This is a genomic window from Teredinibacter franksiae (assembly GCF_014218805.1).
In the GTDB taxonomy this organism is placed as follows: domain Bacteria; phylum Pseudomonadota; class Gammaproteobacteria; order Pseudomonadales; family Cellvibrionaceae; genus Teredinibacter; species Teredinibacter franksiae.
The window spans coordinates 2,837,004-2,858,258 of record NZ_JACJUV010000001.1 but is presented as its reverse complement, the minus strand read 5'-3'; the positions used below and the strand labels follow the sequence as shown (position 1 = coordinate 2,858,258).

The following is a 21,255-nucleotide window of genomic DNA, read 5'->3' as shown; positions in this document are numbered from 1 at the left end:
CCTCATCGATCCCTCAGCAATCCCTTTAAATAACCACCACTAGATAACCACCCTACAATAACCAGAGTCAATACATGAGCTTCGACCGCATAACCGAGAACGAAAAAGCATTGGAAAACGATCAGCAGCATAAAGCGGTCAGCACCCCAACGGCGCCCATCCAGCGTCAAACACAGCATACCGCTAGCCCTCATCATCAAACACGCGCTCAGTTTGGCAACTTGCCAAGCGGTTTAAAATCTGGAATCGAAAATCTATCCGGCTATGACATGTCTGATGTTCACGTCCACTATAATTCAGCTAAACCCCGTGCGGTTGGTGCATTGGCCTATGCGCAAGGCAATCAAATTCACCTAGGCGCCGGTCAAGAAAAGCACCTGCCACATGAAGCATGGCACGTGGTGCAACAAAAGCAGGGGCGGGTTAAGCCAACCAAACAATATAAAAAGTATTCCCTCAATGACGATAAAGGCTTAGAGAAAGAAGCCGATATTATGGGCGATCGGGCCACGAGCCTTGGCGAGTCAACAATCGACAGCACAGCTTCCAAGCTCACGAGTGCCAACGTAAATTCCCAGCCAATAATACGCAAACAAGGTTTGCCGGATCATAACGTTGTTCAGGCAAAGCTAGGTTTCGAATTGGAAATGCTAGTATTGGTGGATTACAACGGAAGGCCATTGCCAGAAAAATGCCATCTAGGCACCTACGGAGATCATCTGGAACTCACAGTAGATCAAAACGGAGAAGTAGAAGGTCCAACACCAGAAGCACCAGAAAACTCAAACTTTCAAGTTCCTTCAAAACATAATAATGGTACTCAACTGGGCGAATATGACTTGCCGCCAGGGTGGATCCTTAAAACATGGTCGATTATTGATGATGCAGGACGAGTACAATTTAGAAATGCCGATAAAACTGAAGTCCAGAATGAATACGAAAATAGAAACCAAGGTGGATATCTACGTCGAATAGACAAGGGACAAAAAGCGATCTCACCCGAAATACTGATTCAGGACCTTGACGCAGAGGCGTTTGGCGACCGCACTACAAGAAGTTACAAACTTTTCGACAGAAATGGTTTGGAATTGCAGGTTTTCCCAGCTGATCAAAGACTAAACGCTGAAGCGGCACTTAAAGCGCGAAACTCCGGAGGGCAAATTAAGCCAATATACGAGCATACTGTAGCTGGCAGGCGAACGGAGCATGCCAGTCACCCACTTATTGGTATGGGTATGGGTAGTTACGCCTCCATTTTAGAGATTGTCACCAAAGCCTACGCGCCGGAAACCATGGCTGGCGCTGCCGCAATTTTTGAAGCTATGCATGACGCAGAAGCCTTTGCAGGCAACCTAGAAACCGCAACAGGAAACTTGAACAATCGTGTACGATTAAACACAGTTGCCGGAGTGACCGTAGCTGATGATAATATTTTCGTAGGTAATAGCCATGTTGGTAATCAAACGACAGCGGCATCTATCCAATCTACCTTTGCAGTCGACATAGCCAAACTGCCTGCCTATTTTGAGGCCATCCAAAATACAGTACTCTTTGATCTTAAGAGTCATACCGATTACTCAGTAACCCCGGAAACACGCGAAACTATCGGTGACACAGAGGTCGTAACTAAAGGTACTCCTGTTTGGCATTCACGTGCATTGGAGGAAGCTGCCCACGCATCAGAAGTAGCGACTGCAATCATTAACCGGGTGGGTAAAACTACCGGCAGCTGGAAGTGGAAAAAAGACTACACACTTGAAAACCTACGCGGTGTATTAACCTTGATGTGCCAATATCTACTTATGGGTAAATATTTCTATAAGTCTATGGACGACGAAAAAGGTGGGTTAGACAAAAACCTTGCCGCGCTATTATCACGAACCAATTTGTCTGCAATATTTACCACGCTACCAAATGACGAACGAAATTTTGTTAGAAAAAAATACAAGCGCCTTAAGACCGCAATAAAAGCCGAAACCGAACGTAACGGCGGTAGTACAATTTTCACAGATCCGAGCCAACGTCGCCGTTATGGGCATATTTCTACCACGGTAGATCAATTCATTCATAAAGTATTCAAATCCGACAGCGACGGAATCACCAATGCTTTTGGTGGGTTTCACAGAATGGATGCGGAGTCCATTGATCCTGAAAACCGGAGGATCGGTAATGAGAGCGGTAAAACAGCGCCTGTATTTGAATTGCGAAACATGATACCTAAAGGAGATGGGGAGCGATTCAATAAAGACACATGGCAAGATATGGCGGTGTATCAAGCTTCGCTGCTAAGAATTCTTAATAGAATAAGTGACGCAGATGCACGACAAAAAATATCGATTCGAGCAAGTGAGGCCGACGGATTACAGGGAGAACTAGGCGATGACTGGTGACAAAAAAGTACAACCAGAGACAGTTAATCATTCACAAATATAGCATATGACGATCATTAGACTAAAAATACTGAAAAAAAGTATAGTCATATTCGGACTATACTCCAGCCACCTCAGACACAATGGAGCCCAATCATGAAATCTCCACTCCTAATTCAAATGCTAACGGCAACTGTTTTTTTAACATCCTGCCAAACCCAGCAAATCAAACCTGATGAGACCATTTCTGCGCAGGGGAATAATAACTTTACAAATTGCCCAGAACCACGCCCACAAATTTGCACCATGATCTATGACCCGGTTTGCGCAACGCTAACCGACGGCCAAACCGAGACAAAAGCAAGTGACTGTTCGGCGTGTGGGGATAATGAGGTTGTTGGATATATCCACGGGGCCTGTGAGAATTTGTAATTTGATAAAAAACACTATTTCGATATTGTAAGCGCGATGGCCTAGCGAATACGATCGTGCCGCTCTGCATTAATCGAAAATATACTATCCAACTTAGACAAAAACCTCTATGTAGATGTGGCATAAAAAAACGGCGCAACAAGTGCGCCGCTTTTTATTGCAGAGTATAAAGTTAGTGTGTAAACATACTGGGTAAAGCATGTTGTAGGATAGAAGCGTTCAATATTAACCCGCCTTTACACTGCCGTGTAGCAAGCTCCTGAACAATTTGACCTCGTCTTTGCAGGTCGTCAAAGTCTCGTTCAATACCACCTGCCAATACATTCCCAAGCATAGGATCGCCAACGGTATTGCCTGTCATAAAGCCAGAGAAATTCCGTGTTACAGGGTTAACGTGAGTGAAAAAGGTGTTGGTTTCCTGCGCATGACAGTCGTCACACGTGTTCACCGAAAACTTATGGCGAACCTCACTCTGAAGTTCGGTAGGCAAGTTTACAGAGCCATGTACGCCTGAAATCGTGCTTTGATAGCATGAAGGGTAAGCCGCCGGCAGGTTGGCTTGATTTGTAGGAGCATTCCAAAAAGATGCACTTATATAATCTAAACCTGCCGCTAAAAATGGCGACCCGTTAAAATTATTAGGTACTTGATAGTTTTCACACAAAATATCGTCGGCATTGGTTTCCATAAATAACGCGGTTACCGGGTTTCCTGTTCTAAAGCTAATGTCTGGCGTTTGCTTGGTGGTATCTGGCACCAGCAATCCAGTTCCAGCACTCACGACAAATTCTCGCAGTTGCCAAGGGAGCCCCAAAGACCCAAGGCCGTCGAAAGCAAAATCGTTGGTGCGTAATTGATTTAGAGCGGCTGCCGCAATCGGCGACAAGGTAACGTCATCCGTAATAGCTTTAAGTGCGTTCATGTAGGCTGGCGAACCAAGCACCATAGTATCTAGTGCTAGCCAGTCCTGTGCCCGGGTTTTTATCGTGGAGCAGGTGTCGGCGGTATCGCCGTACTCAAATATAGCCGTCATTTGATCAATACTTGCAGCTGGCGCACAGGATAGTGGGTTTAACAAGCCAAATACGAAGCGTGTTTCACCTTCGGTCGCACTTAAGTAGCTTACCTTGGATAAATCCAATCGATTCATAATCGATAACAGGCGGAAGGGTAAATTATTGATATCCAGCGTTGCTGCATTAATGCCGTCCCAACCAATAAAATAGTCCATAATGCCGGGGCGCGCAGGAATCACAAAGGAATTCACACTCGAGTTCACCATCCAATTACTTAACCACTCATGAATAAACTCCTGGTCCGTCAGACCCGTACCCTGATTTAAATTCGACATCAACGTTTTAAACGACCATGCATTATTCGGGTTGGCGTTATTACCTGTTCCATCGGTATCGCAAGGGTCATAAGTAAAACCAGGGTGGGCAACAACACTTGTGCTATTAATACCCAGCACTTTATTTTCGTCAGCTGTAAAAGGAATAGCAGGTAACACAATCGATAATGCCGGGCGAGCGATACCCACTAAACCTTTGCCAAAATCGAGTTCTTTGGCATTCATCATACTACCTTCCGATAGCCGTTTACCCTGTGCTTCCAATAGGCTATCAAGGCTTGTCGCTACACTAGAGGTAGCAACACGGCCGTTAAACGTTTTCAATACAAGCTTTTCCTGCTTGCTTAGGCGTTTATTTAAAATACTTTCATCTTTTTCCAAACGCTCAAAGTCGACGGAGGAAAAAGCCGAGAATACGCCATCTCCGGGTTCGATGTCCGGTAGCTCGCCTCGGTCGTTGAAGACCACCTTTTGCCTATCGATTGCGGAAACAAACTCACCTTTCTCTAGTATTTCATGCTTACTTTTTCGATCGAACTCTATAAGCGTTACTGCATTTATTGTTTTATTTAGCTGTTCTTTTAATTCAAATAAACGCAAATTTTTAACCGCCGGTAGCGTTTGGGTGGTGATCTCCGGCCGAACCGTTGGCGTGGCTTCAAACTTTACGGTTTCGAATTTGTTCTGGTCAACAATAATTTCTTTCAGATCAACCACACGCTGTTGAGCGACGGCATTAAAAGCGATGCAACTACTAGCAATAAATACTACACCTGAAAAACGCCATTTTTTCCATAAATTGTAATCGTGCATTGTTAGCTCCATTGGATTTGATGTGGGCGAGCACTCCACGGGCGTATGGAGGGCAGCACAAGAGCCTAGAGATTTACTAGCGTTAATCCAATAGCATGATTTTGCGACATAAGTGTCGCCGACACTAGAATACGTCAAATTGAAGCGTGTACTGTCATTTAGTCGATTTAGAGGTCGAATTATTTGGTTTTACTATATTGGGTGTAAATAATTTCAATACTTTTTCTAGGGAATATGGCGGAAGAATGCTCGCACAACGGAATAGCGCCAAATTTTTTAGGTCACACGCCAATTACAAAACAGGTTATTGACGAAAATTAGCGTATACAAAGACCATACAATGACCGAAAAACCCACGAACTTTTGTCTTACATTACATCAAGTGAAAATAACATGGCTTCGTGGCGCCTATTTTTTTAATCGCAAATAGATTGCCATCGCCACGGATATCGCTGGACACAAGACCTACCGGATTATTTTTTTTCCGCCTATTCATATACCCAATCAAACAATCTATCTATCTATCGCCATAGCCTTGAGAGCGCTGTTCATGTGTCAACACAAACACTTCAATTTCTAACCCCTTATCCGTATGCAGCTATACCGACGTACCAATGCCGGCTACAGCTTAAATACTAATTGATTCGAGAACTATAATTTTTAGCGCGTGGTGGTTTTATACATTGCGGTTGCGCCAGATTTCCCCTGAGTTTTGTCAACAATTGTAAACACTCACTTAGCTTTTTTTATTTTCGGCGAAATGTATTGACATAAAATCCCTGTTTTGAAAACGCGATTTTTGATACACCGTTTACTCAAAATTAAGTTCACCTAGAATTCAGGCGTCACCCTAATACCATTACATGACATTTAAAGAACCGCAATAAAAAAACCGCCCGAAGGCGGTTTTGTCCGGCGTCAATCTAGGGAAGGGGACACCCTAGACTCATCGGATCCTATTGGCAAACATCGCCGTTAACGCTAGGTAACTCGGAACCGTCACCAGAACCCTGGAAACCAAAGCTTACGGTTTGGTTGGCCTGAAGGTTGCCATTCCAACCCATATCCGTGGCTGTGTATGGGTTGCCGCCTGAAAGCACGGCATTCCATAAGTTGCTAACGCGTGCACTACCCGTATATTGCCAGCTAACATCCCAGCCGCTGATAGCGCTACTACCGTTATTGGTTATGGAAATTTGCGCAGTAAAGCCACCGCCCCAGTTATTCGTCACACTGTATTCACAAGCCGCACCACCGTTATCGGAGCTGCTGGAGCTAGACGAGGAGCTGCTAGAACTCGAAGAAGAGCTGCTAGAACTCGAAGAAGAGCTGCTGGAGCTGGACGATGAAGTCGAACTGGACGAGCTAGAAGAACTGGATGATGAACTCGAACTACTAGAGGAACTTGAAGAGCTAACCGAAGAACTACTGCCATCACACACTTGGATCACGCCGCCGTCACCGCCATTCTGGCTATTACAGGTAGTGATACCAATGCAGCTCAGGTTGTTTTCCCACCCCCAACCACTATCCTGGTTCTGACATAGCGGACGCGGGTCGTCCTGATACCATTTACACATATCCACACACTGCCCTGCAGACGAAGAGCTAGACGACGAGCTACTGGAGGAGCTGGAACTTGAGGATGTACTTGAACTACTGGAGGAGCTTGAGCTGCTAGACGAGCTAGAACTGCCACCGTATACGGTCGCCAACCGCGACGTTTCGCTAATGCCGTTGCTGCCGTTAAGAATGCGATTGCCCCAGGTTGTGAGGCTGCCAGCATTAAAACTGTTCACCATATCCAGTGATGTACAACAGGAACCGTTACCCGACCAGCTCCAGCCCAAATAACCAATACCGTACTGCGCAGCAACGCTGAAAATCGACTCGGCATCTACAAAGTTGCCCTGATGATCCGCACCGAACTCGCCAACAATCAAGGGTAAGTTATGATTAGCCAAAAACCCCGACACGTAGTTCTCAATCGTACTTAGGCTCTGGTACACCTCATACATATGGACACTAAACATGGTGTTGTTCAGCGAGTCGGCATTAGCCACCTGAGAGGCATTATTGAGCATCACCTGTTGCCAGTCCTGGCCCCAGTTGGATGCGTCTACTAATAGCGTGTGGGTAAGGCCCGCGTTACGCAGCGTTTGAATGGCGGCGCGGTGGTCGTCTATCCACATGGAATCTGGCTGATTGTTACCGATAGGCTCATTTGCGATGTTAATGATGACGTAGTCTTCCTCACCTTGCAGCGCCCCGGCTATATCCACCCAGTACTGGGCAGCTCCGGCAATGCTACCCGCAGCGCTCTCTTCACCACCACCGGTAGCATCGTGAACTTCGAGCACACAAATCAGGCGGTTTTGCTTACACAGAGAAATAACATTGGCTACATCAGACTCGCTGTTACGCGTCCACTGATGGCCGTTACTTAGCACAACACGTACCGTATTCGCGCCGGTAGCGGCAATATCGGCAAATGCGGCGGTCTGGCCGGTGTACCACGTATGCGGGTGGTTTACCCCTCGCATAATAAAGTTGTTACCGTTGCCGTCTAGCAACTGAGTGCCCGACACAGAAAAACCCGCCAGCGCTTGACTAGCCAAAGTTGCGACAGCTAGGGTACCCGCGGTTATTTTAAGTAACTGCGCTGAACAGCGCTTAAAGTGCTTAATCACTATTATCTCCTTTTACATCTCTTGTTAGGTCGCCCAAACCGGCGAGCTGCGAGTATTTCGCAGCCGCAAACCGGGCAGTTTAGGATGGAGTCAAAACGCAAACATGTTTAAAAAATAAAAAGAGTTCGGGCTGATACCTTAGCGAAAACACTCCCAATCTTTATTGTTATTGGGGAGCACTGAAGCCCGAACCGTACCTCACAGATAACGTGCTCTATCAGCTCGAATAATCTATGAAAGTGAGTAGCTTTAACGTTAGTATGTAACCGATTACAATTCAATAAGCTTAAAGCATGAAAACAGGCGCTTTTGTTAACTATTTATATATAAAAACCGTAAGCTACGCCCTCGAAGGCCGTCATGCGTAGCGGCATTAGAAAACTCTGCCTCAAAACGCCGTCTTCGCGTAGGGGGAGAATCATCAACCTTGCCGAGGAAGTAAGTAGGACCTAGCCAATCAATATTCAGGGCCCGAAAAAGGGCGAGGCGAAACAAAAAGCAGAAACAAAAGAGGTGTAAAGCCTAGAAGGGGTCGGGCTTGGGCGCTCCCTCAGAACAACGGAAGCGCCCTATAACCCTGCAGTCAGCACTAGGGAAAAGAACTTAAGGTCTCAGAAATTCCCGAATCGTTATTATGTTTTTAGTCGTGCCAGTAAGTGTGTCTGCCTGTTGTCGGGCAGGGGTGTAAAATTACTCTTTAACCAGTTGCGCAGCAACTGGAAGAAAGTAGCAATTAACCGTTTTTGCGCCGGTTTTTGTGTGCCGAGTGGACTAACCCCTGTGACCCGCTGCGCGCTTTTAAACATTGGCATCGCACGCCACATTGCAACTCCAGCTTAACCGGTAATCACAATCAAACGAATCGCCGACAACTTAAGCTGCGAATGCTCAAGAAAAGCCGTCTGTAAATTGGCATTCCGCGTCTTGAGTAGTTGCAGCTCCTCTAGGTCAACACCACTGTTGTGCCTAGCCAAATTTTCCAGACGTGTGGTTTCGCTGTCAAAATGGTCTTTGGCCTTCTCCGCCGCTGCTTCAACTAACGTAGTTTTTTCAACCTCGGCAAATACTTCTGCTTTTTTGTACCAATCACCAATTTCGGTTTTACGGGATTTAACCACATCGCGTGCAAGGTGTTTTTTCACCGGTTCAATAGACTGCTGCAAAGAGGCTTCCGGCATGAGCGCTGCCAGATTTTTTTCACTGATATCAAGCACCAATGCACGTACAGAATGGCTGGTTAAGAACGGCAAGCAGGCGCCGGCGTGGGGCGATTGAATGACCAGATCGAAACATACCTCCAGCAAGCAGTGCCCAGCGGGCAATTGCTTGGTAGGCAGTGTTGCCACCGAAGCAGAACCGAGGTCGGAATGGTGCAATATTTCCCAAAGACCGATAACGAAAGGGGCGTCCCAGCTCATAAACAACAAGTCTTCCCGCTGGTTGGCCACTTCGCGACTAAAGGTCAGCTCAGTGCCTTCCGGCGGAAGACCTGGCAAAACTGGAATCAACATTTTGTCAGAGGGAATCAGGCTATAGATGCCGTCGTAGGTCGCTTCAAAATGAAAGTTAAACAGGTTGCTGGCCATTTCGATTAGCGCCAGTGGTGTCTCCTGTTCAAAAGCAGCAATACGTGAAGCTAGGCTGTTGGCGAACGGCTGACGACAACTGTTCATTTCCAGCAACGCATCGCGGCCCTGCTGAATCTCCAACTGAAGGGCTTCTACGCGATCGTGGCTCAGCTCTTCCAGCTCCGAAGTAAGTACTTCCTCACTAAATAGATCTTGGCCTTCAAACTGCTCTTGGGTCTCGTCGTGCACTTGGCCTGCCGCCGGATTGAGCCGCTCAATACAGTGCAGTACTTGGTGATACCAGTGCAGTTGCAGTGCTGTGCGCGAGTGCTCCCCATAAGGTATGTGAATACTCACCTCGCGGGTTTGACCAATGCGATCTAGGCGGCCAATGCGTTGCTCTAATAGATCCGGGTGATCCGGTAAATCGAGGCATACCAAATGACAACTGAACTGAAAGTTTCGCCCCTCACTGCCAATTTCAGAGCAAATCAGTACCTGGCTACCCTGCTCTAGGTCGGCAAAGTAGGCTGCGGCTTTGTCACGCTCAATTAAATTTTGTTCTTCATGAAAAAGCGCTGCATCTATGCCGTGCTTTTGCCACAGGTAGCTTTCGCAGTCTTTCACTTGGTCAATGCTGTGGCAAATCACCAGTATCTTTTCTTGCCCCTGCTGCTTTATCCATTGTGCCAACCATTCAAATTTGGTTGGCCAACTATCATCCTGTAAGGGGTGCAATATAGCGTTACGTTGCGGAAAGCCAGCAATCGCTGTGCGCACATTCCGAAACATGACACGGCCAACACCATGAACATCCAGCAATTGGTCGATCAGCGCTTCGTCGGTTTCTTCTGCCTGTAATCGGTAGTCTTCAATGAGCGCCTGCCGGCCTTCCGGCAGCGCGCGAATGCGTTGGTTCAATTGTTTATATTCAGCCTCCTGCTGGTGCAAGTGCTCAATACTGGTGAACTTGGCTGGGTCAAGCAACTGCAAACGGGCGAAGTGGCTTTCAGCCCCTAGCTGCTCCGGGGTGGCCGTCAGTAGTATCAGATGGTCGCTGGTAAGCGATAACTGCTGCAGACAACCAAAGGCTTCACTCTCCGGCAGAATGTGGTGCGCTTCATCGACAATGGTAATATCGAATTCGGCTTCCAGTAATTGTGGCGCGATATGCTCAGCAATACTGTGGGGTACGATATGCACCTGGCCGTTGATAAAGTCGTGTTCTTCACCGCTGTATATAGACGGCACCAACGCAAATTTACGTACCAGCTCTACCAGCCATTGCACCTGCAGAGCGTCAGGCACCAAGATGAGGGCACGCTCAACACGCTCAAATTTCAACAGGCGACTAAGCACCATGCCCGCTTCAATGGTTTTACCCAGGCCCACTTCATCGGCGAGTAGAACCCGCACCTTTTCGTGCTCGCAGGCCATCCAAGCAACGTATAACTGATGGGGAATTAGATTAGCGCGCACGCCGAGTAAGCCGCCCAATCGTGACTGCCAGGTACGGCTAATGGCCTCATCCAGCTTGCGCCGAAAGTAAAACCATTTAGGGGCATCCAGCTGCCCGGTTTGCAATCTAACCAGCGGCTGATTCAGGCTAATTTCTGAGGCCAACTGGGTTTCTGGCACCAGCTTGTCGCCACCAATATCATATATAAGCAGGCCGTTCTGTTCGTATACCTGCTCCACTACGCCGCTGCCACCGGCGGCCAAACAAATTTCATCGTCTACAGAAAAGTGGATACGGGTGAGCGGCGCCTGCGCTATGGCGTAATTGCGTTCACACTCGCCTTGCTCAAAAAAAATGGTGACGGTGCGTCCCTCAACGCCAGTAACAATACCCAAGCCAAGCTCTGGCTCGGAATCTACCACCCAACGTTGGCCTTGAACGAAATCTGGTTGCATCTTTAACTCTCAACTGTAGGTGCTCAACCGGATCACGGCCGAGCGTATATAGCGGTCGCCATTGTACGTATTTATAGCTGTAATGATAGTTGGAGAGGGCTCCTCGGCTAAACTTAGCTTTAAGGGCGCCTCCACTCATTGCTTTTAACCGCTACGCGGTTTGCCAAGCTGAAGCGCAGGGCAGTCTGCGCAGTGGCTATAGGCACATCAACACCACAATAAGGCTAGCCTAGAGCTGCCCTTCAAGGTTTTACGTGCGATTCATACACCCTATTAAAATTTCCACTAGCCCGTCAGCATGCCTGTTGTTTTTACCTTACACATGAACCGCACACAAAGCCCGAGAACAAAAGTAATTTACCGCCATGCCTATAACCACTTTTTTCGCCGGAACAGAAACAGCAAACCTGCCGCAAGGGTGAGCATGGTGCCAAGCAAGAAGAAATAACTATAACGAAACTGTAACTCGGGCATATATTCAAAATTCATCCCATACAGGCCTGCCAGAAAGCCCAGCGGTATAAAAATCGCCGTTATAACGGTAAGCACGCGCATAGTCTCGTTCAGGCGGTGCGAACTTATGGATAAATACCCGTCCATTAAATCACCACATATGTCGTAATGCATTTGACTTAAGGTAAATAAACGGTCGAAGCGTTCGTGTAAATCATTAATAGTGTGAACATAACTCGCAATTGGAATAAACGATTCCACTTCGCCACTGGCCACTAGCGTTTCGGTTATGCCCCGGTGGTAATTAAAGACCCGTCGCAGCTTCACCAACTGACTTTTGTAGGCGGTCAGCTTACTGAGTAACTCGTCACTGCCCGAAGCCGCCATTTCGTCTTCAATATCACTCAGCTCGTTATCGAACGTTAGAATACGCTCAAGGTAAACACTTGAGGAAGAATGCATAATATTTAAGGCCAGCCCCATTGGCGTTAGTGCATTACTAATGCCGTCGTCGTGCTTTAACCGCGGACGGGTTTTAGAGCTTTGGAATATATTTTTTCGAATGGTGTCAATACCAATGGAGCTGCCCCGGTGAACTGTAATCAAATAGCGTTCACCAATAAAAAACGCAAGCTGCAGATGCTCAAACCTTAATTCACTGGCTGTGGCACGAATACCGCGGTAAATAATAAAACAGAAGTCTTCAAAAAATTCGATTTTAGGCGGGTGCCGATCGCGAAAGGCATCCTCACTCGCAAGCGGGTGAATCCCGAACGACTCGAGTATTTTTTGAGCACCTATTAGATCGTTCTCGAAATTAATATCCAGCCACAAAAAACTGTTTTCCTGCGCCTGCCACTGCTCAAAATTTTGTGTATAACTACCGTCAGTTACACAGCTACCGTCAATTAAATAGCTTTCCATGGGCACACCTCATAATCGCTGTTATTCCTCGCGGCCAACCTGCGTACGCATGTGCACGTCACGCTGGGGGAAGGGAATTTTAATATTATATTTTCGTAGAGCGTCGTCAATCGCCCAGAGATAGTCCGACTGTAGGGCGGTGGGCCGCTTTACCTGTTCAGGCGACACCCATACGCCCAGAACAAAATTTAAACTACTATCGCCAAAACTCGCCATCCACACCACTGGCTCACGGTTCGGATCTTTGAGTGTATAGGGCACTGAAGCTGCGGCTTCAAGCGCCGCCTGTTTAACCATCAACTTATCGCTGCCGTACGCCACCCCAAAAGAAAATGCGAAAGCGGCGCACACTTTCTTCTAAGGTCCAGTTTGTCACGGCATTGCCTATTAACTCAGCATTGGGAACAAGGATGTCGACATTGTCGTTGGTGCGAATGAGCGTAGAACGCATATTGATCTCAAGCACCTCACCCACAAGCCCAGAGCTCAGTTCTATAAAATCACCCACTTTCAAACTGCGTTCAAAAAGAATGACCAACCCAGACACGAAGTTGTTAACAATACTTTGCAGGCCCAGACCTATGCCAATGCCTAAGGCGCTGGCCAACAATGCCAACTTTGATACATCAACACCTATGGCCGACACCGCAAACATAAAGCCAACCACAAGAATTATGTAATGCAGTACACGCCCAAGCGCGTATACCTGAGCAGCACTGTTAACATCTGCTCGCCGCTGTAAGCGTCGCAACCCCCTGCGCACCAACTTCGACAGTAAAAATGTAAAAAATAAAAATCCAAAAAAACTGATGAGCTTGGCCGGAGTGAACTTAAACTCGTCAATGCTAATAAGCTCTAAAGCGAGCCAATCGAGAGTCATATTATTGCCTACTAGTGTATTGGGTTATATTTTTACAACCTGCTGACAAAGCACCTGTTTTTCTTGCCGAGGCAACGCTTTTATCGCCGCTTCCCGCTTGCAGGCCGCCGAACGAGACGCCGCCGGCTCGAAATAGGCCAGCTTAACGGGCTGTCTTGCACGCGTATAACGCGCACTTTTTGCTTTGCTGTTATGCTCCGCAACACGACGTTCCACATCGGTGGTAACGCCCGTATATAGGCTGTCGTCTTTACAATGAACAATATAGACGAACCAACAACTGTCACTCATTGCCTTCTCTGAAATACGATAATCGCCACACACCTACGAACCTCATTACCTGCATCTAGGCCATGAACAGCTAAACGAAAAAAGTTTGTTATTCGCCATTCCTCCTGCACCAACGGGTGCTTCGTGCCTCCGTATTTTCTGTTATTCCGTAGATTATCGCCAGCAAAATACTGGCGTATAGTATTGCCTAACTCACCGATTCCCTTACCATAATACTGGGGAGCTTAAATAGACTTACGATGCTGTACGTACAACGTAAAAAGCGAAGCAGCACTACGATTGAACCCGGCCAAATAGCACCTCAGTGCCTATCTTGGGGTGCCGTGGAATATTGAACGACAGCACCAGGGAAGCAACCGCAAATAAGGCCCCCACTAAGAAAACCGCACTGTGGGAAAAGATCCAAACCATACCCAAAACAGCCGGAATGACCACGGCGGCAATATGGTTAATGGTGAAGCTCACACTTGCCGTCGCGGCTATCTCGGCTCGATCGGCAATTTTTTGGAAATAGGTATTAATGGCGATAGCAAAAGCAAAAAACAAATGGTCAATAACATAGAGCGCAGCAGCCACGTTAGCGTTACTCACAAAGGCATAACTGGTAAATATCAGTATTAACGCAACATACTCTATGATCAGCGCACGCCTTTCCCCAATCACCCCAATAAATTTACCGATTTTTGCCGCAAACAAAAAGTTAAATACGTAGTTAACGATAAACAACGCGCTAATTTCGCCAACGCTATAGCCAAATTTCTCAACCATTAAAAAGCCGGCAAACACCACAAAGATTTGCCTGCGTGCACCGCTAAAAAATACCAGCGCGTAATACAACCAGTAGCGTTTACGAAAAATCAGCTTTTTGTGCTGCTCTACCTGGGGGTTAAAATTTGGAAAACGAATGGCGATCACCGCTATGGCGACCAAACCAGAAACCCCAGCGAGTAGATACATCCACTTATAATCTACACCTAACTGATCCATACCTACAAAAATCAGCGCATAGGCCGCAAGACTGGCTACCGCCTTTATCGACATAGCTCTGCCCATAAAATGCGCCGATCGATCTTTTGGCAGCCACTGCAGTGTTAAGGATTTGTTGATCGTTTCAAAATAGTGAAAACCGATAGACATCACGACCGTGGTTAAATACAGGCCAATAGCGAAAGGGAAAAAGCCCGTCAACGCCACCCCCAGCGCCATAACCGCCACCGCAAGCAGCGCAAAGAACTGCTCACGAATAATCAACAACACAAATACGGCGGTAAACGCGAGAAAGCCGGGTACCTCTCGCAGACTTTGCAAAATACCGATTTCTACCCCGGTAAAAGCCGCCCGCTCGATAACAAAGTTATTCAGCAGTACCTGCCAGGTCGCAAACATGAACGACAGCGTAAAAGTCATCGTCAACAACAGGTTTTCAGGCTTCTGCCAAAAACCAGAGCCCTCTAGCTCAATAGTCTCGGGCGTTGATTTGACTTCACTCATAAGGACATCTCGTTCGCAAGACGGGGGATGGTAACACAGGTTAGAATTGCCCCCGCTTATCAACTCAATAGACGTATCCCCATGAAATTCGACGACATCGGACTGTTAGTTCCCGACATTCTTTTACCTAAAGCCAGCACAGATATGAGCCAATGGGCTGTTGTAGCCTGTGACCAATACTCCTCCCAACCCGAGTACTGGCAAGAGGTTTACGAACAAATACACAACAAGGCCTCCACCGGCCACGTAATATTCCCCGAAGCCTGGCTCCATCAGGGTAAAGACAACGAAATTATCACTGGTATACGCAGCAGCATGCAGGAGTATCTGCAGCAAGGTGTACTTCAAGAACACCCCGCGAGCCTCCTACGCTGTGAGCGTACTTTGCGTAACGGCAAGGTGCGCAGGGGCGTTATGGTCGCGCTGGACCTTGAGCATTACAGCTACGAAGCTGGCACCGAAACCTTGATCCGCGCAACCGAAGGCACCATTGTTAATCGCTTACCACCCCGCATAAAAATTCGTGAGCAAGCACCCCTCGAGTTCCCCCACATTATGGTGCTAATCGATGACCCGCAGGCCAGTGTTGTTGAACCTTTGTTTGCACAGGTCGCTGAACCCGCCTACGATTTTGAGCTAATGCAGAACAGCGGCCATATTCGCGGCGACATTATTCAAGACGAAAGCATTATCCGTGACTTTGCCGACAATCTAAGTCAGTTAGCCTCGACCGATACTTTCACCCAAAAATATGGCGCATCGGCCGAGCAAAAACCGCTGCTATACGCCATGGGTGACGGCAACCACTCCTTCGCCACCGCAAAAGCCATTTGGGAAACAATGAAGGCTGAACAAGGTTTTGAAGCCGTAGCCGAGCACCCCGCCCGCTATGCTCTGGTAGAACTGGTTAACCTCTACGATACATCGCTGGAATTCGAGGCCATCCACCGGGTAGTGTTTGATATAGATGCCGAAAAACTTTTAACCGCCTTCCTCGACCACTACCGCGAACAGCAGGCCGAAATTCGCAGCACTGAATCTGTTATAAAACCCGGAGCGCAGGTCATTCCATTCGCCTTACACGGTAAAGCAGGCGAGTTGATTATCAACAAACCCCAACACCAACTAGCCGCTGGCACTCTACAGCTGTTTATCGATCACTACTTGACCCAGCACTCACAGGCTTCGGTGGATTATATTCACGGAGAAGATACCACCCGTGAGTTGGGCACACGTACCGGCAATATCGGCTTTTTACTGCCCGCTATTAATAAAAGTGAATTATTTAAAACCGTTATCTTCGACGGAGCACTGCCGCGCAAAACATTCTCCATGGGCGATGCAGAAGATAAACGTTTTTATCTCGAAGGAAGAAAAATCAATTAGGTTTGCAAGGAGATCTCATGGGACAGCAATACACGGAAATTCAGGACAAACACGTTGCCTTTATCGGCGAACAAAAAATCTATTTTGTTGGTACCGCCACAGCCGACAGTAAAATAAATTTGTCCCCCAAGGGTCATGACTCCCTCAGAATACTTGGCCCAAATCGCGTGGTTTGGCTGAATGTTACCGGCAGCGGAAACGAAACATCCGCCCATGTACAAGCCGACGGGCGGATGACCATTATGTTCGCCGCCTTTGAAGGTAAACCCATTACTCTGCGACTGTACGGCCAGGCAAGCGTTATTCACCAGAGCGATCCAGAATGGCGCACGCTGCTTGGCCTCTTCCCCGCTACGCCCGGAACACGGCAGATTTTCGACCTAACCATTGAGCTGGTGCAGCAATCTTGCGGGATGTCGGTGCCCTTCTATGACTACCGAGGAGATCGCCAGCTGCTTAACGACTGGGCCAAGAAAAAAGGCGATACTGGCATTAAAGAGTACTGGGGAGCCAAGAACCAAACCTCCCTCGACGGCGTGGCAACCCGAATTCTCGAAAAGAACTCTTAAAACCTAGTTCAGGGCACCTTCATCAACTTAAAGATTATTTGACTACAACCAAGCCCCCCGGTAAAAAACGCTTTTTTACCGGGGGGCTTGGCTATACTCATCAACAAGCTAACCACTACGTTTTACGCAAATGAGAACCATTCAACCAATATGCCTACTGCTTGTTTCGGGCCTGCTGCTAAGCTCTTTGGGTCAAGCCGAAAACCACCAGCCATCGAAGGCTTACACTGACCAGCTGGTATTGGTGCACGAAAACCTGGTTCGCGAGCTAGCGAATAGTGAAAACCTCATCAATCACCTCACCACCCATAAAGAATGTAAAACCACCCTCGCCGAAGTATTTGAGAAAGACACCCGTTGGCTGGTATCAAAAAGCTTACAGCAAGATATTACTGGCAATAAAATTGCGGCAAAATTTAAGCGCGTTATCGCTAACGACGAATACCGTATTGTCGAATTCATACTAACCGATGGCCTAGGCGCAACCGTTTCCGCCTGGCCGCTGCCATCCGATTATTGGCAAGGCGACGAAGCTAAGTTTATTCAACCGGTGAAACAGCAAAAGTACTATATAAGTGATGCCCGCTGGGATGAAAGCTCTGAAGCCTATTCGTTTTTTCTCGCTGAACCCGTCTATATGGAAGGAGAATTATTGGGCGTATTAATTGCCGGCATCGATGTTACGATTGAATACATTATGCGCATGCCTTTTGAGCAACTGATAAAGCTACACGTTAAACCTACGCCCGACTTAAACTAAACACTGCCATTCAACATCTAAAGCTTTATTTTTCAAAATTTCCACCGATCAAAAATCTTTTCCTCGTCAAAGTTTAGAGGCCCGTGGCTAAGGTGCCAAACAAATACGAAAGCCTAACGACGAAATCAAAGCCGCCATGAACAAATGGCCTGACAGGTGCAGAAATACGCACAACATCAACAGAAAGCTACTTACAATACCCATTAAGCATCGTAATTAAGAGCCCCACAAGCGTCAAAAGATCACTCACAATAAAGCCTAGCAACCTCACCCATAATGAATAGACGTGCCCTGAATTAATTTTCTTAATGCCGTCAATTCACGCTCCTCCTCAAAAAACCGTATCGATTTAGCCAGCCCACATTCAGGGTTTTACAAATTATTGTCCATTTGTCTCACACAAAAGAAGGTTAACCTCTGCTATTTAGTCGATAACGGACGGTGTAGAATGCCTCATTCCCTGGCAATTATTCGCTATGAACCATACCGCCAAAGCGCTATTACTATTTATCACGCTGATAACCCTCGGCGTAGCCACCCCTGCCTTCGCCAATAATTGTGTAATCTTGCTCCATGGCTTGGCAAGATCAGAAAAATCCATGCATACAATGGAAAAGCATTTACGCCAAGCGGGGTACAATGTTGTCAATTCCGGCTACCCATCAACGTCCGCAACCGTAGAAAATCTAGCCGCGAGTGCGCTACCTCTTGCCATCAACAACTGCAATCAACCTGTAAAAGCAAAGCACGTATTTTTTGTTACCCATTCCATGGGTGGTATTATGCTTCGACAGTATTTGAGCACAAACACAATCGACAACCTAAAGCGCGTTGTAATGCTAGGCCCACCCAATAAGGGCAGCCAAGTGGTCGATCATTTAAAATCTGTGCCTGGCTTTAAAGCATTTAATGGCCCCGCTGGACAACAACTGGGTACAGACGCCAACAGCCTTCCGCTAAAATTAGGGCCTGCCAATTTTGAAGTAGGCATTATTGCCGGCACCTTCTCCATTAACCTGCTCCTCTCCAACCTGCTGCCTAACCCTGACGACGGTAAAGTATCGGTTGAGAATACGCGGCTTGAAGGCATGAAAGATCACCTCGAAGTACCTGTATCTCATCCGTTTTTAATGTCGAACCTAAAGGTAATTGAGCACACGCTCCACTTTTTACAGCACGGGTTTTTCAAAAGAGATGAAAACAGCACCGCCAAAGCTAAAGAAGTGCCTTAACGCCCGCCATTAATCATCCAAAGTCTCACCTGCCGCGTAACTGTAGTCACACAATACTGACGGAGCATACGCAGGTGGATATAACCGGCGAAACCATACTCATTACCGGCGCCAGCTCGGGCATTGGTCGCGCGCTGGCCATTTCGCTAGCCGAACACAACATTGTTATCGCGCTGGGTCGCAATGCCACTAAATTGGCCGAAATGGCCAACGGCTCGGACAACATTCACCCCCTCATCTTCGATGTAAGCGATGCCACGGCCATCCATGAATTGGAGAGAAAACTCCAGCAACTAGTACCCCATATAGATCGAATCATTCTTAATGCAGGTGACTGTCGCTACCTAGAGCCAGAACACTTGGAGTGGTCTCATTTCGACAGGATGATGGACGTCAATTTTTTTGGTTGGATTAACGTGCTCCGCGCAAGCATGCCCTTACTCGAGAAATCTCAACACCCCCACGTGATTGGCGTGGCCTCGCAAGTTGTTTTTGCGCCCTTTAGCCGCGCTTCGGCTTACGGCGCCTCCAAAGCGGCGGCAGCCTATTTTTTAAAATCTTTGGCGCTGGATATTGCCTACAAAAACATCGACACCAGCGTGATATACCCCGGCTTTATTGACACACCCCTCACCCAAAAAAATGATTTTGCTATGCCTTTTCTGATGTCAGTGGAATCCGCGACAGAGCGAATGTTAGGCGCAATAGCCCAAAGGAAACGCGAATACATTTTCCCAAAACGACTTAAATGGCTACTAAACGTTTCCAAAATTGCGCCGAATTTTTGGTTTCACAAGATGACCTGGTACCCCAATGAATAAGACCCTCATTTTTAATGTTATTAGTTTTCAGGTTCTCTGGTTTGCCTGTGTACAGGGGAGCTGGTCGCTGGCTTTGGCGGCTATTACTATTTTTATGCTATTGCACCTACGCTTCGTGCAAAAACATGCCGCGGAATATCTTCATGCACTTTTATTTACGGCCTTAGGTTTTGTAATGGAAACCGCCATCAATAGCCTAGATTTTATTCACTACGCCAACAGCGCTACTATCGGCAATAGTGGCCTGCGCTTTGCTCCCTTTTGGCTCGTCTGCCTGTGGCTTGGTTTTTCCACTACTTTTTTTCACAGCTTTACCTGGCTGCAAACTCGCCCGGTAATGCGCACGCTATTGATTTTAGTGGCGCTACCCATAAGCTACGAATTGGGCGCTCGTTTTTCCGGGTCTACGTTTCCACAATCAAAACCCATAGGCCTGATAGTGGTTACATTGGTCTGGGTATTAGCCTTTAACCTTGGGTTTTACTGGGTTAACTACTTACAACGCATAACCAACGCTAGGCGCTCATATGTTTAAGCGACCGGCGATCAATCTAACTGTGATTAAGTTGGCCACTCGCTGGCTCAGCGTTATAGCCCTAGGCTTTTATTCTGGCTTGTCGATTAGCGACAATTCAAAGCACACCCTAGAGGATGAAAAACTACTGGCGGTGGGCAAGGCCTATAAACAAAACACCAGCACTCTGCTCTATACCGAAAAACATTTTCTCACCGACTCAAACGCTAAGCTCGTTGTTTACTACGAGCCCACGGGAGAAGAATTTGCACGTAAAACGCTAGACTACTCCCTCAACCCCACAACGCCGATGTTTAAGCAGACCAATCAACGTTCAGGAGAATCTGTTGAGGTTAGCTTAATCGAGCAGAATACGCTTTCCATTGCTTATCAAAAAACTCAAGATAAACCGCTAAACAACAGTCGCATACCATTACAGCGCTCACTGGTTGTAGATGCCGGTTTCGATAACTTTATTAACCAATATTGGCATAAACTTATCGCTCGAGAGGCATTGGATTTTGACTACCTGCTACCCACCCGTGGGCGAACCATCAGCCTGACTATCAGTAACACAGACTGTGAAAAAAACTTTGAATGTTTTGAAATTTACCCTACCAATGCCGCGCTCAACTTAGTGGTTAAAAACTTAAAACTACAGTACCACTCAAAAACCAAACAACTGTATACCTTTAAAGGCCGAGGTAATATCGCGGACCACAGAGGTAAATACACAGATGTGCATATTTACTATACCCACTTATTCGAACATCACTCGTTAGCCCAAGGACATTAAA

Annotated in this window: 17 protein-coding genes; 9 read left to right on the top strand and 8 right to left on the bottom strand. The window is 47.2% G+C overall.

Annotation, left to right across the window (positions count from 1 at the left end; genetic code table 11):
• Positions 1-74 precede the first annotated feature (74 nt).
• Together H5336_RS12020 and H5336_RS12015 are read left to right on the top strand one after the other, a co-directional pair.
• Positions 75-2,390: an eCIS core domain-containing protein gene (locus H5336_RS12020; protein ID WP_185234461.1), complete on the top strand. Its 2,316-nt coding sequence runs from the start codon at positions 75-77 to the stop codon at positions 2,388-2,390.
• A 135-nt stretch (positions 2,391-2,525) separates the two neighbouring features.
• Complete coding sequence (locus tag H5336_RS12015; protein ID WP_185234459.1) at positions 2,526-2,801, top strand: Kazal-type serine protease inhibitor family protein; 276 nt, start codon at positions 2,526-2,528, stop codon at positions 2,799-2,801.
• 172 nt (positions 2,802-2,973) lie between these two features.
• Here the strand turns inward: H5336_RS12015 and H5336_RS12010 are convergent, their stop codons facing one another.
• From H5336_RS12010 to H5336_RS11980, 8 genes are all read right to left on the bottom strand, one after another.
• A complete protein-coding gene (locus H5336_RS12010; protein ID WP_185234457.1) occupies positions 2,974-4,965 on the bottom strand; it encodes a hypothetical protein in 1,992 nt (663 codons plus the stop codon).
• A 956-nt stretch (positions 4,966-5,921) separates the two neighbouring features.
• Positions 5,922-7,655, bottom strand: coding sequence for a cellulase family glycosylhydrolase (locus H5336_RS12005; RefSeq protein WP_185234456.1), 1,734 nt, complete (start codon positions 7,653-7,655; stop codon positions 5,922-5,924).
• A gap of 836 nt (positions 7,656-8,491) precedes the next feature.
• The gene (locus H5336_RS12000; RefSeq protein WP_185234455.1) at positions 8,492-11,137 is read right to left on the bottom strand and encodes a helicase-related protein; all 2,646 of its coding nucleotides are present in this window, start codon (positions 11,135-11,137) and stop codon (positions 8,492-8,494) included.
• Positions 11,138-11,506: 369 nt separating this feature from the next.
• Complete coding sequence (locus tag H5336_RS11995) at positions 11,507-12,514, bottom strand: magnesium transporter CorA family protein (RefSeq protein WP_185234454.1); 1,008 nt, start codon at positions 12,512-12,514, stop codon at positions 11,507-11,509.
• A gap of 21 nt (positions 12,515-12,535) precedes the next feature.
• Positions 12,536-12,811: a mechanosensitive ion channel gene (locus H5336_RS23420; RefSeq protein ID WP_281385553.1), complete on the bottom strand. Its 276-nt coding sequence runs from the start codon at positions 12,809-12,811 to the stop codon at positions 12,536-12,538.
• A 4-nt stretch (positions 12,812-12,815) separates the two neighbouring features.
• Positions 12,816-13,394 (bottom strand): mechanosensitive ion channel family protein, encoded by a 579-nt coding sequence (locus H5336_RS23415; RefSeq protein ID WP_281385552.1) that lies wholly within the window; start codon positions 13,392-13,394, stop codon positions 12,816-12,818.
• Between the two features lie 24 nt (positions 13,395-13,418).
• Positions 13,419-13,685, bottom strand: a complete 267-nt coding sequence (locus H5336_RS11985) for a GIY-YIG nuclease family protein (RefSeq protein WP_185234453.1) — start codon at positions 13,683-13,685, stop codon at positions 13,419-13,421.
• A gap of 273 nt (positions 13,686-13,958) precedes the next feature.
• The gene (locus H5336_RS11980; protein WP_221628046.1) at positions 13,959-15,176 is read right to left on the bottom strand and encodes an MFS transporter; all 1,218 of its coding nucleotides are present in this window, start codon (positions 15,174-15,176) and stop codon (positions 13,959-13,961) included.
• Between the two features lie 27 nt (positions 15,177-15,203).
• Here H5336_RS11980 and H5336_RS11975 point away from each other — a divergent pair, with 27 nt between their 5' ends.
• The 7 genes from H5336_RS11975 to H5336_RS11945 all read left to right on the top strand — a co-directional run bounded on the left by H5336_RS11975 (position 15,204) and on the right by H5336_RS11945 (position 21,254).
• Positions 15,204-16,562, top strand: coding sequence for a DUF1015 domain-containing protein (locus tag H5336_RS11975; RefSeq protein WP_221628045.1), 1,359 nt, complete (start codon positions 15,204-15,206; stop codon positions 16,560-16,562).
• A gap of 17 nt (positions 16,563-16,579) precedes the next feature.
• The gene (locus H5336_RS11970) at positions 16,580-17,131 is read left to right on the top strand and encodes a pyridoxamine 5'-phosphate oxidase family protein (RefSeq protein WP_185234452.1); all 552 of its coding nucleotides are present in this window, start codon (positions 16,580-16,582) and stop codon (positions 17,129-17,131) included.
• A 130-nt stretch (positions 17,132-17,261) separates the two neighbouring features.
• Positions 17,262-17,891 carry a PDC sensor domain-containing protein gene (locus tag H5336_RS11965; protein ID WP_185234451.1) on the top strand — a complete coding sequence of 210 codons (630 nt, stop codon included), beginning with the start codon at positions 17,262-17,264 and terminating at the stop codon, positions 17,889-17,891.
• Between the two features lie 476 nt (positions 17,892-18,367).
• Positions 18,368-19,123, top strand: a complete 756-nt coding sequence (locus H5336_RS11960; protein WP_246439086.1) for a lipase family alpha/beta hydrolase — start codon at positions 18,368-18,370, stop codon at positions 19,121-19,123.
• Between the two features lie 74 nt (positions 19,124-19,197).
• The gene (locus H5336_RS11955) at positions 19,198-19,944 is read left to right on the top strand and encodes an SDR family NAD(P)-dependent oxidoreductase (RefSeq protein WP_185234450.1); all 747 of its coding nucleotides are present in this window, start codon (positions 19,198-19,200) and stop codon (positions 19,942-19,944) included.
• Positions 19,937-20,479, top strand: coding sequence for a DUF2878 domain-containing protein (locus H5336_RS11950; RefSeq protein ID WP_185234449.1), 543 nt, complete (start codon positions 19,937-19,939; stop codon positions 20,477-20,479). Before H5336_RS11955 ends, H5336_RS11950 begins: the two co-directional genes overlap by 8 nt.
• Positions 20,472-21,254: a hypothetical protein gene (locus tag H5336_RS11945; protein ID WP_185234447.1), complete on the top strand. Its 783-nt coding sequence runs from the start codon at positions 20,472-20,474 to the stop codon at positions 21,252-21,254. The genes H5336_RS11950 and H5336_RS11945 overlap by 8 nt, the downstream gene beginning before the upstream one ends.
• Position 21,255 lies beyond the last annotated feature (1 nt).

Bases quoted from the DNA above. Each gene is read 5' to 3' on its own strand.
- H5336_RS11960 (WP_246439086.1), top strand. From the start codon at position 18,368: ATGAACCATACCGCCAAAGCGCTATTACTATTTATCACGCTGATAACC.
- H5336_RS11985 (WP_185234453.1), bottom strand. From the start codon at position 13,685: ATGAGTGACAGTTGTTGGTTCGTCTATATTGTTCATTGTAAAGACGAC.
- H5336_RS11950 (WP_185234449.1), top strand. From the start codon at position 19,937: ATGAATAAGACCCTCATTTTTAATGTTATTAGTTTTCAGGTTCTCTGG.
- H5336_RS12010 (WP_185234457.1), bottom strand. From the start codon at position 4,965: ATGCACGATTACAATTTATGGAAAAAATGGCGTTTTTCAGGTGTAGTA.
- H5336_RS11995 (WP_185234454.1), bottom strand. From the start codon at position 12,514: ATGGAAAGCTATTTAATTGACGGTAGCTGTGTAACTGACGGTAGTTAT.
- H5336_RS23420 (WP_281385553.1), bottom strand. From the start codon at position 12,811: ATGGTTAAACAGGCGGCGCTTGAAGCCGCAGCTTCAGTGCCCTATACA.
- H5336_RS11980 (WP_221628046.1), bottom strand. From the start codon at position 15,176: ATGAGTGAAGTCAAATCAACGCCCGAGACTATTGAGCTAGAGGGCTCT.
- H5336_RS11945 (WP_185234447.1), top strand. From the start codon at position 20,472: ATGTTTAAGCGACCGGCGATCAATCTAACTGTGATTAAGTTGGCCACT.
- H5336_RS12020 (WP_185234461.1), top strand. From the start codon at position 75: ATGAGCTTCGACCGCATAACCGAGAACGAAAAAGCATTGGAAAACGAT.
- H5336_RS12000 (WP_185234455.1), bottom strand. From the start codon at position 11,137: ATGCAACCAGATTTCGTTCAAGGCCAACGTTGGGTGGTAGATTCCGAG.
- H5336_RS11970 (WP_185234452.1), top strand. From the start codon at position 16,580: ATGGGACAGCAATACACGGAAATTCAGGACAAACACGTTGCCTTTATC.
- H5336_RS11965 (WP_185234451.1), top strand. From the start codon at position 17,262: ATGAGAACCATTCAACCAATATGCCTACTGCTTGTTTCGGGCCTGCTG.
- H5336_RS11975 (WP_221628045.1), top strand. From the start codon at position 15,204: ATGGTAACACAGGTTAGAATTGCCCCCGCTTATCAACTCAATAGACGT.
- H5336_RS23415 (WP_281385552.1), bottom strand. From the start codon at position 13,394: ATGACTCTCGATTGGCTCGCTTTAGAGCTTATTAGCATTGACGAGTTT.
- H5336_RS12015 (WP_185234459.1), top strand. From the start codon at position 2,526: ATGAAATCTCCACTCCTAATTCAAATGCTAACGGCAACTGTTTTTTTA.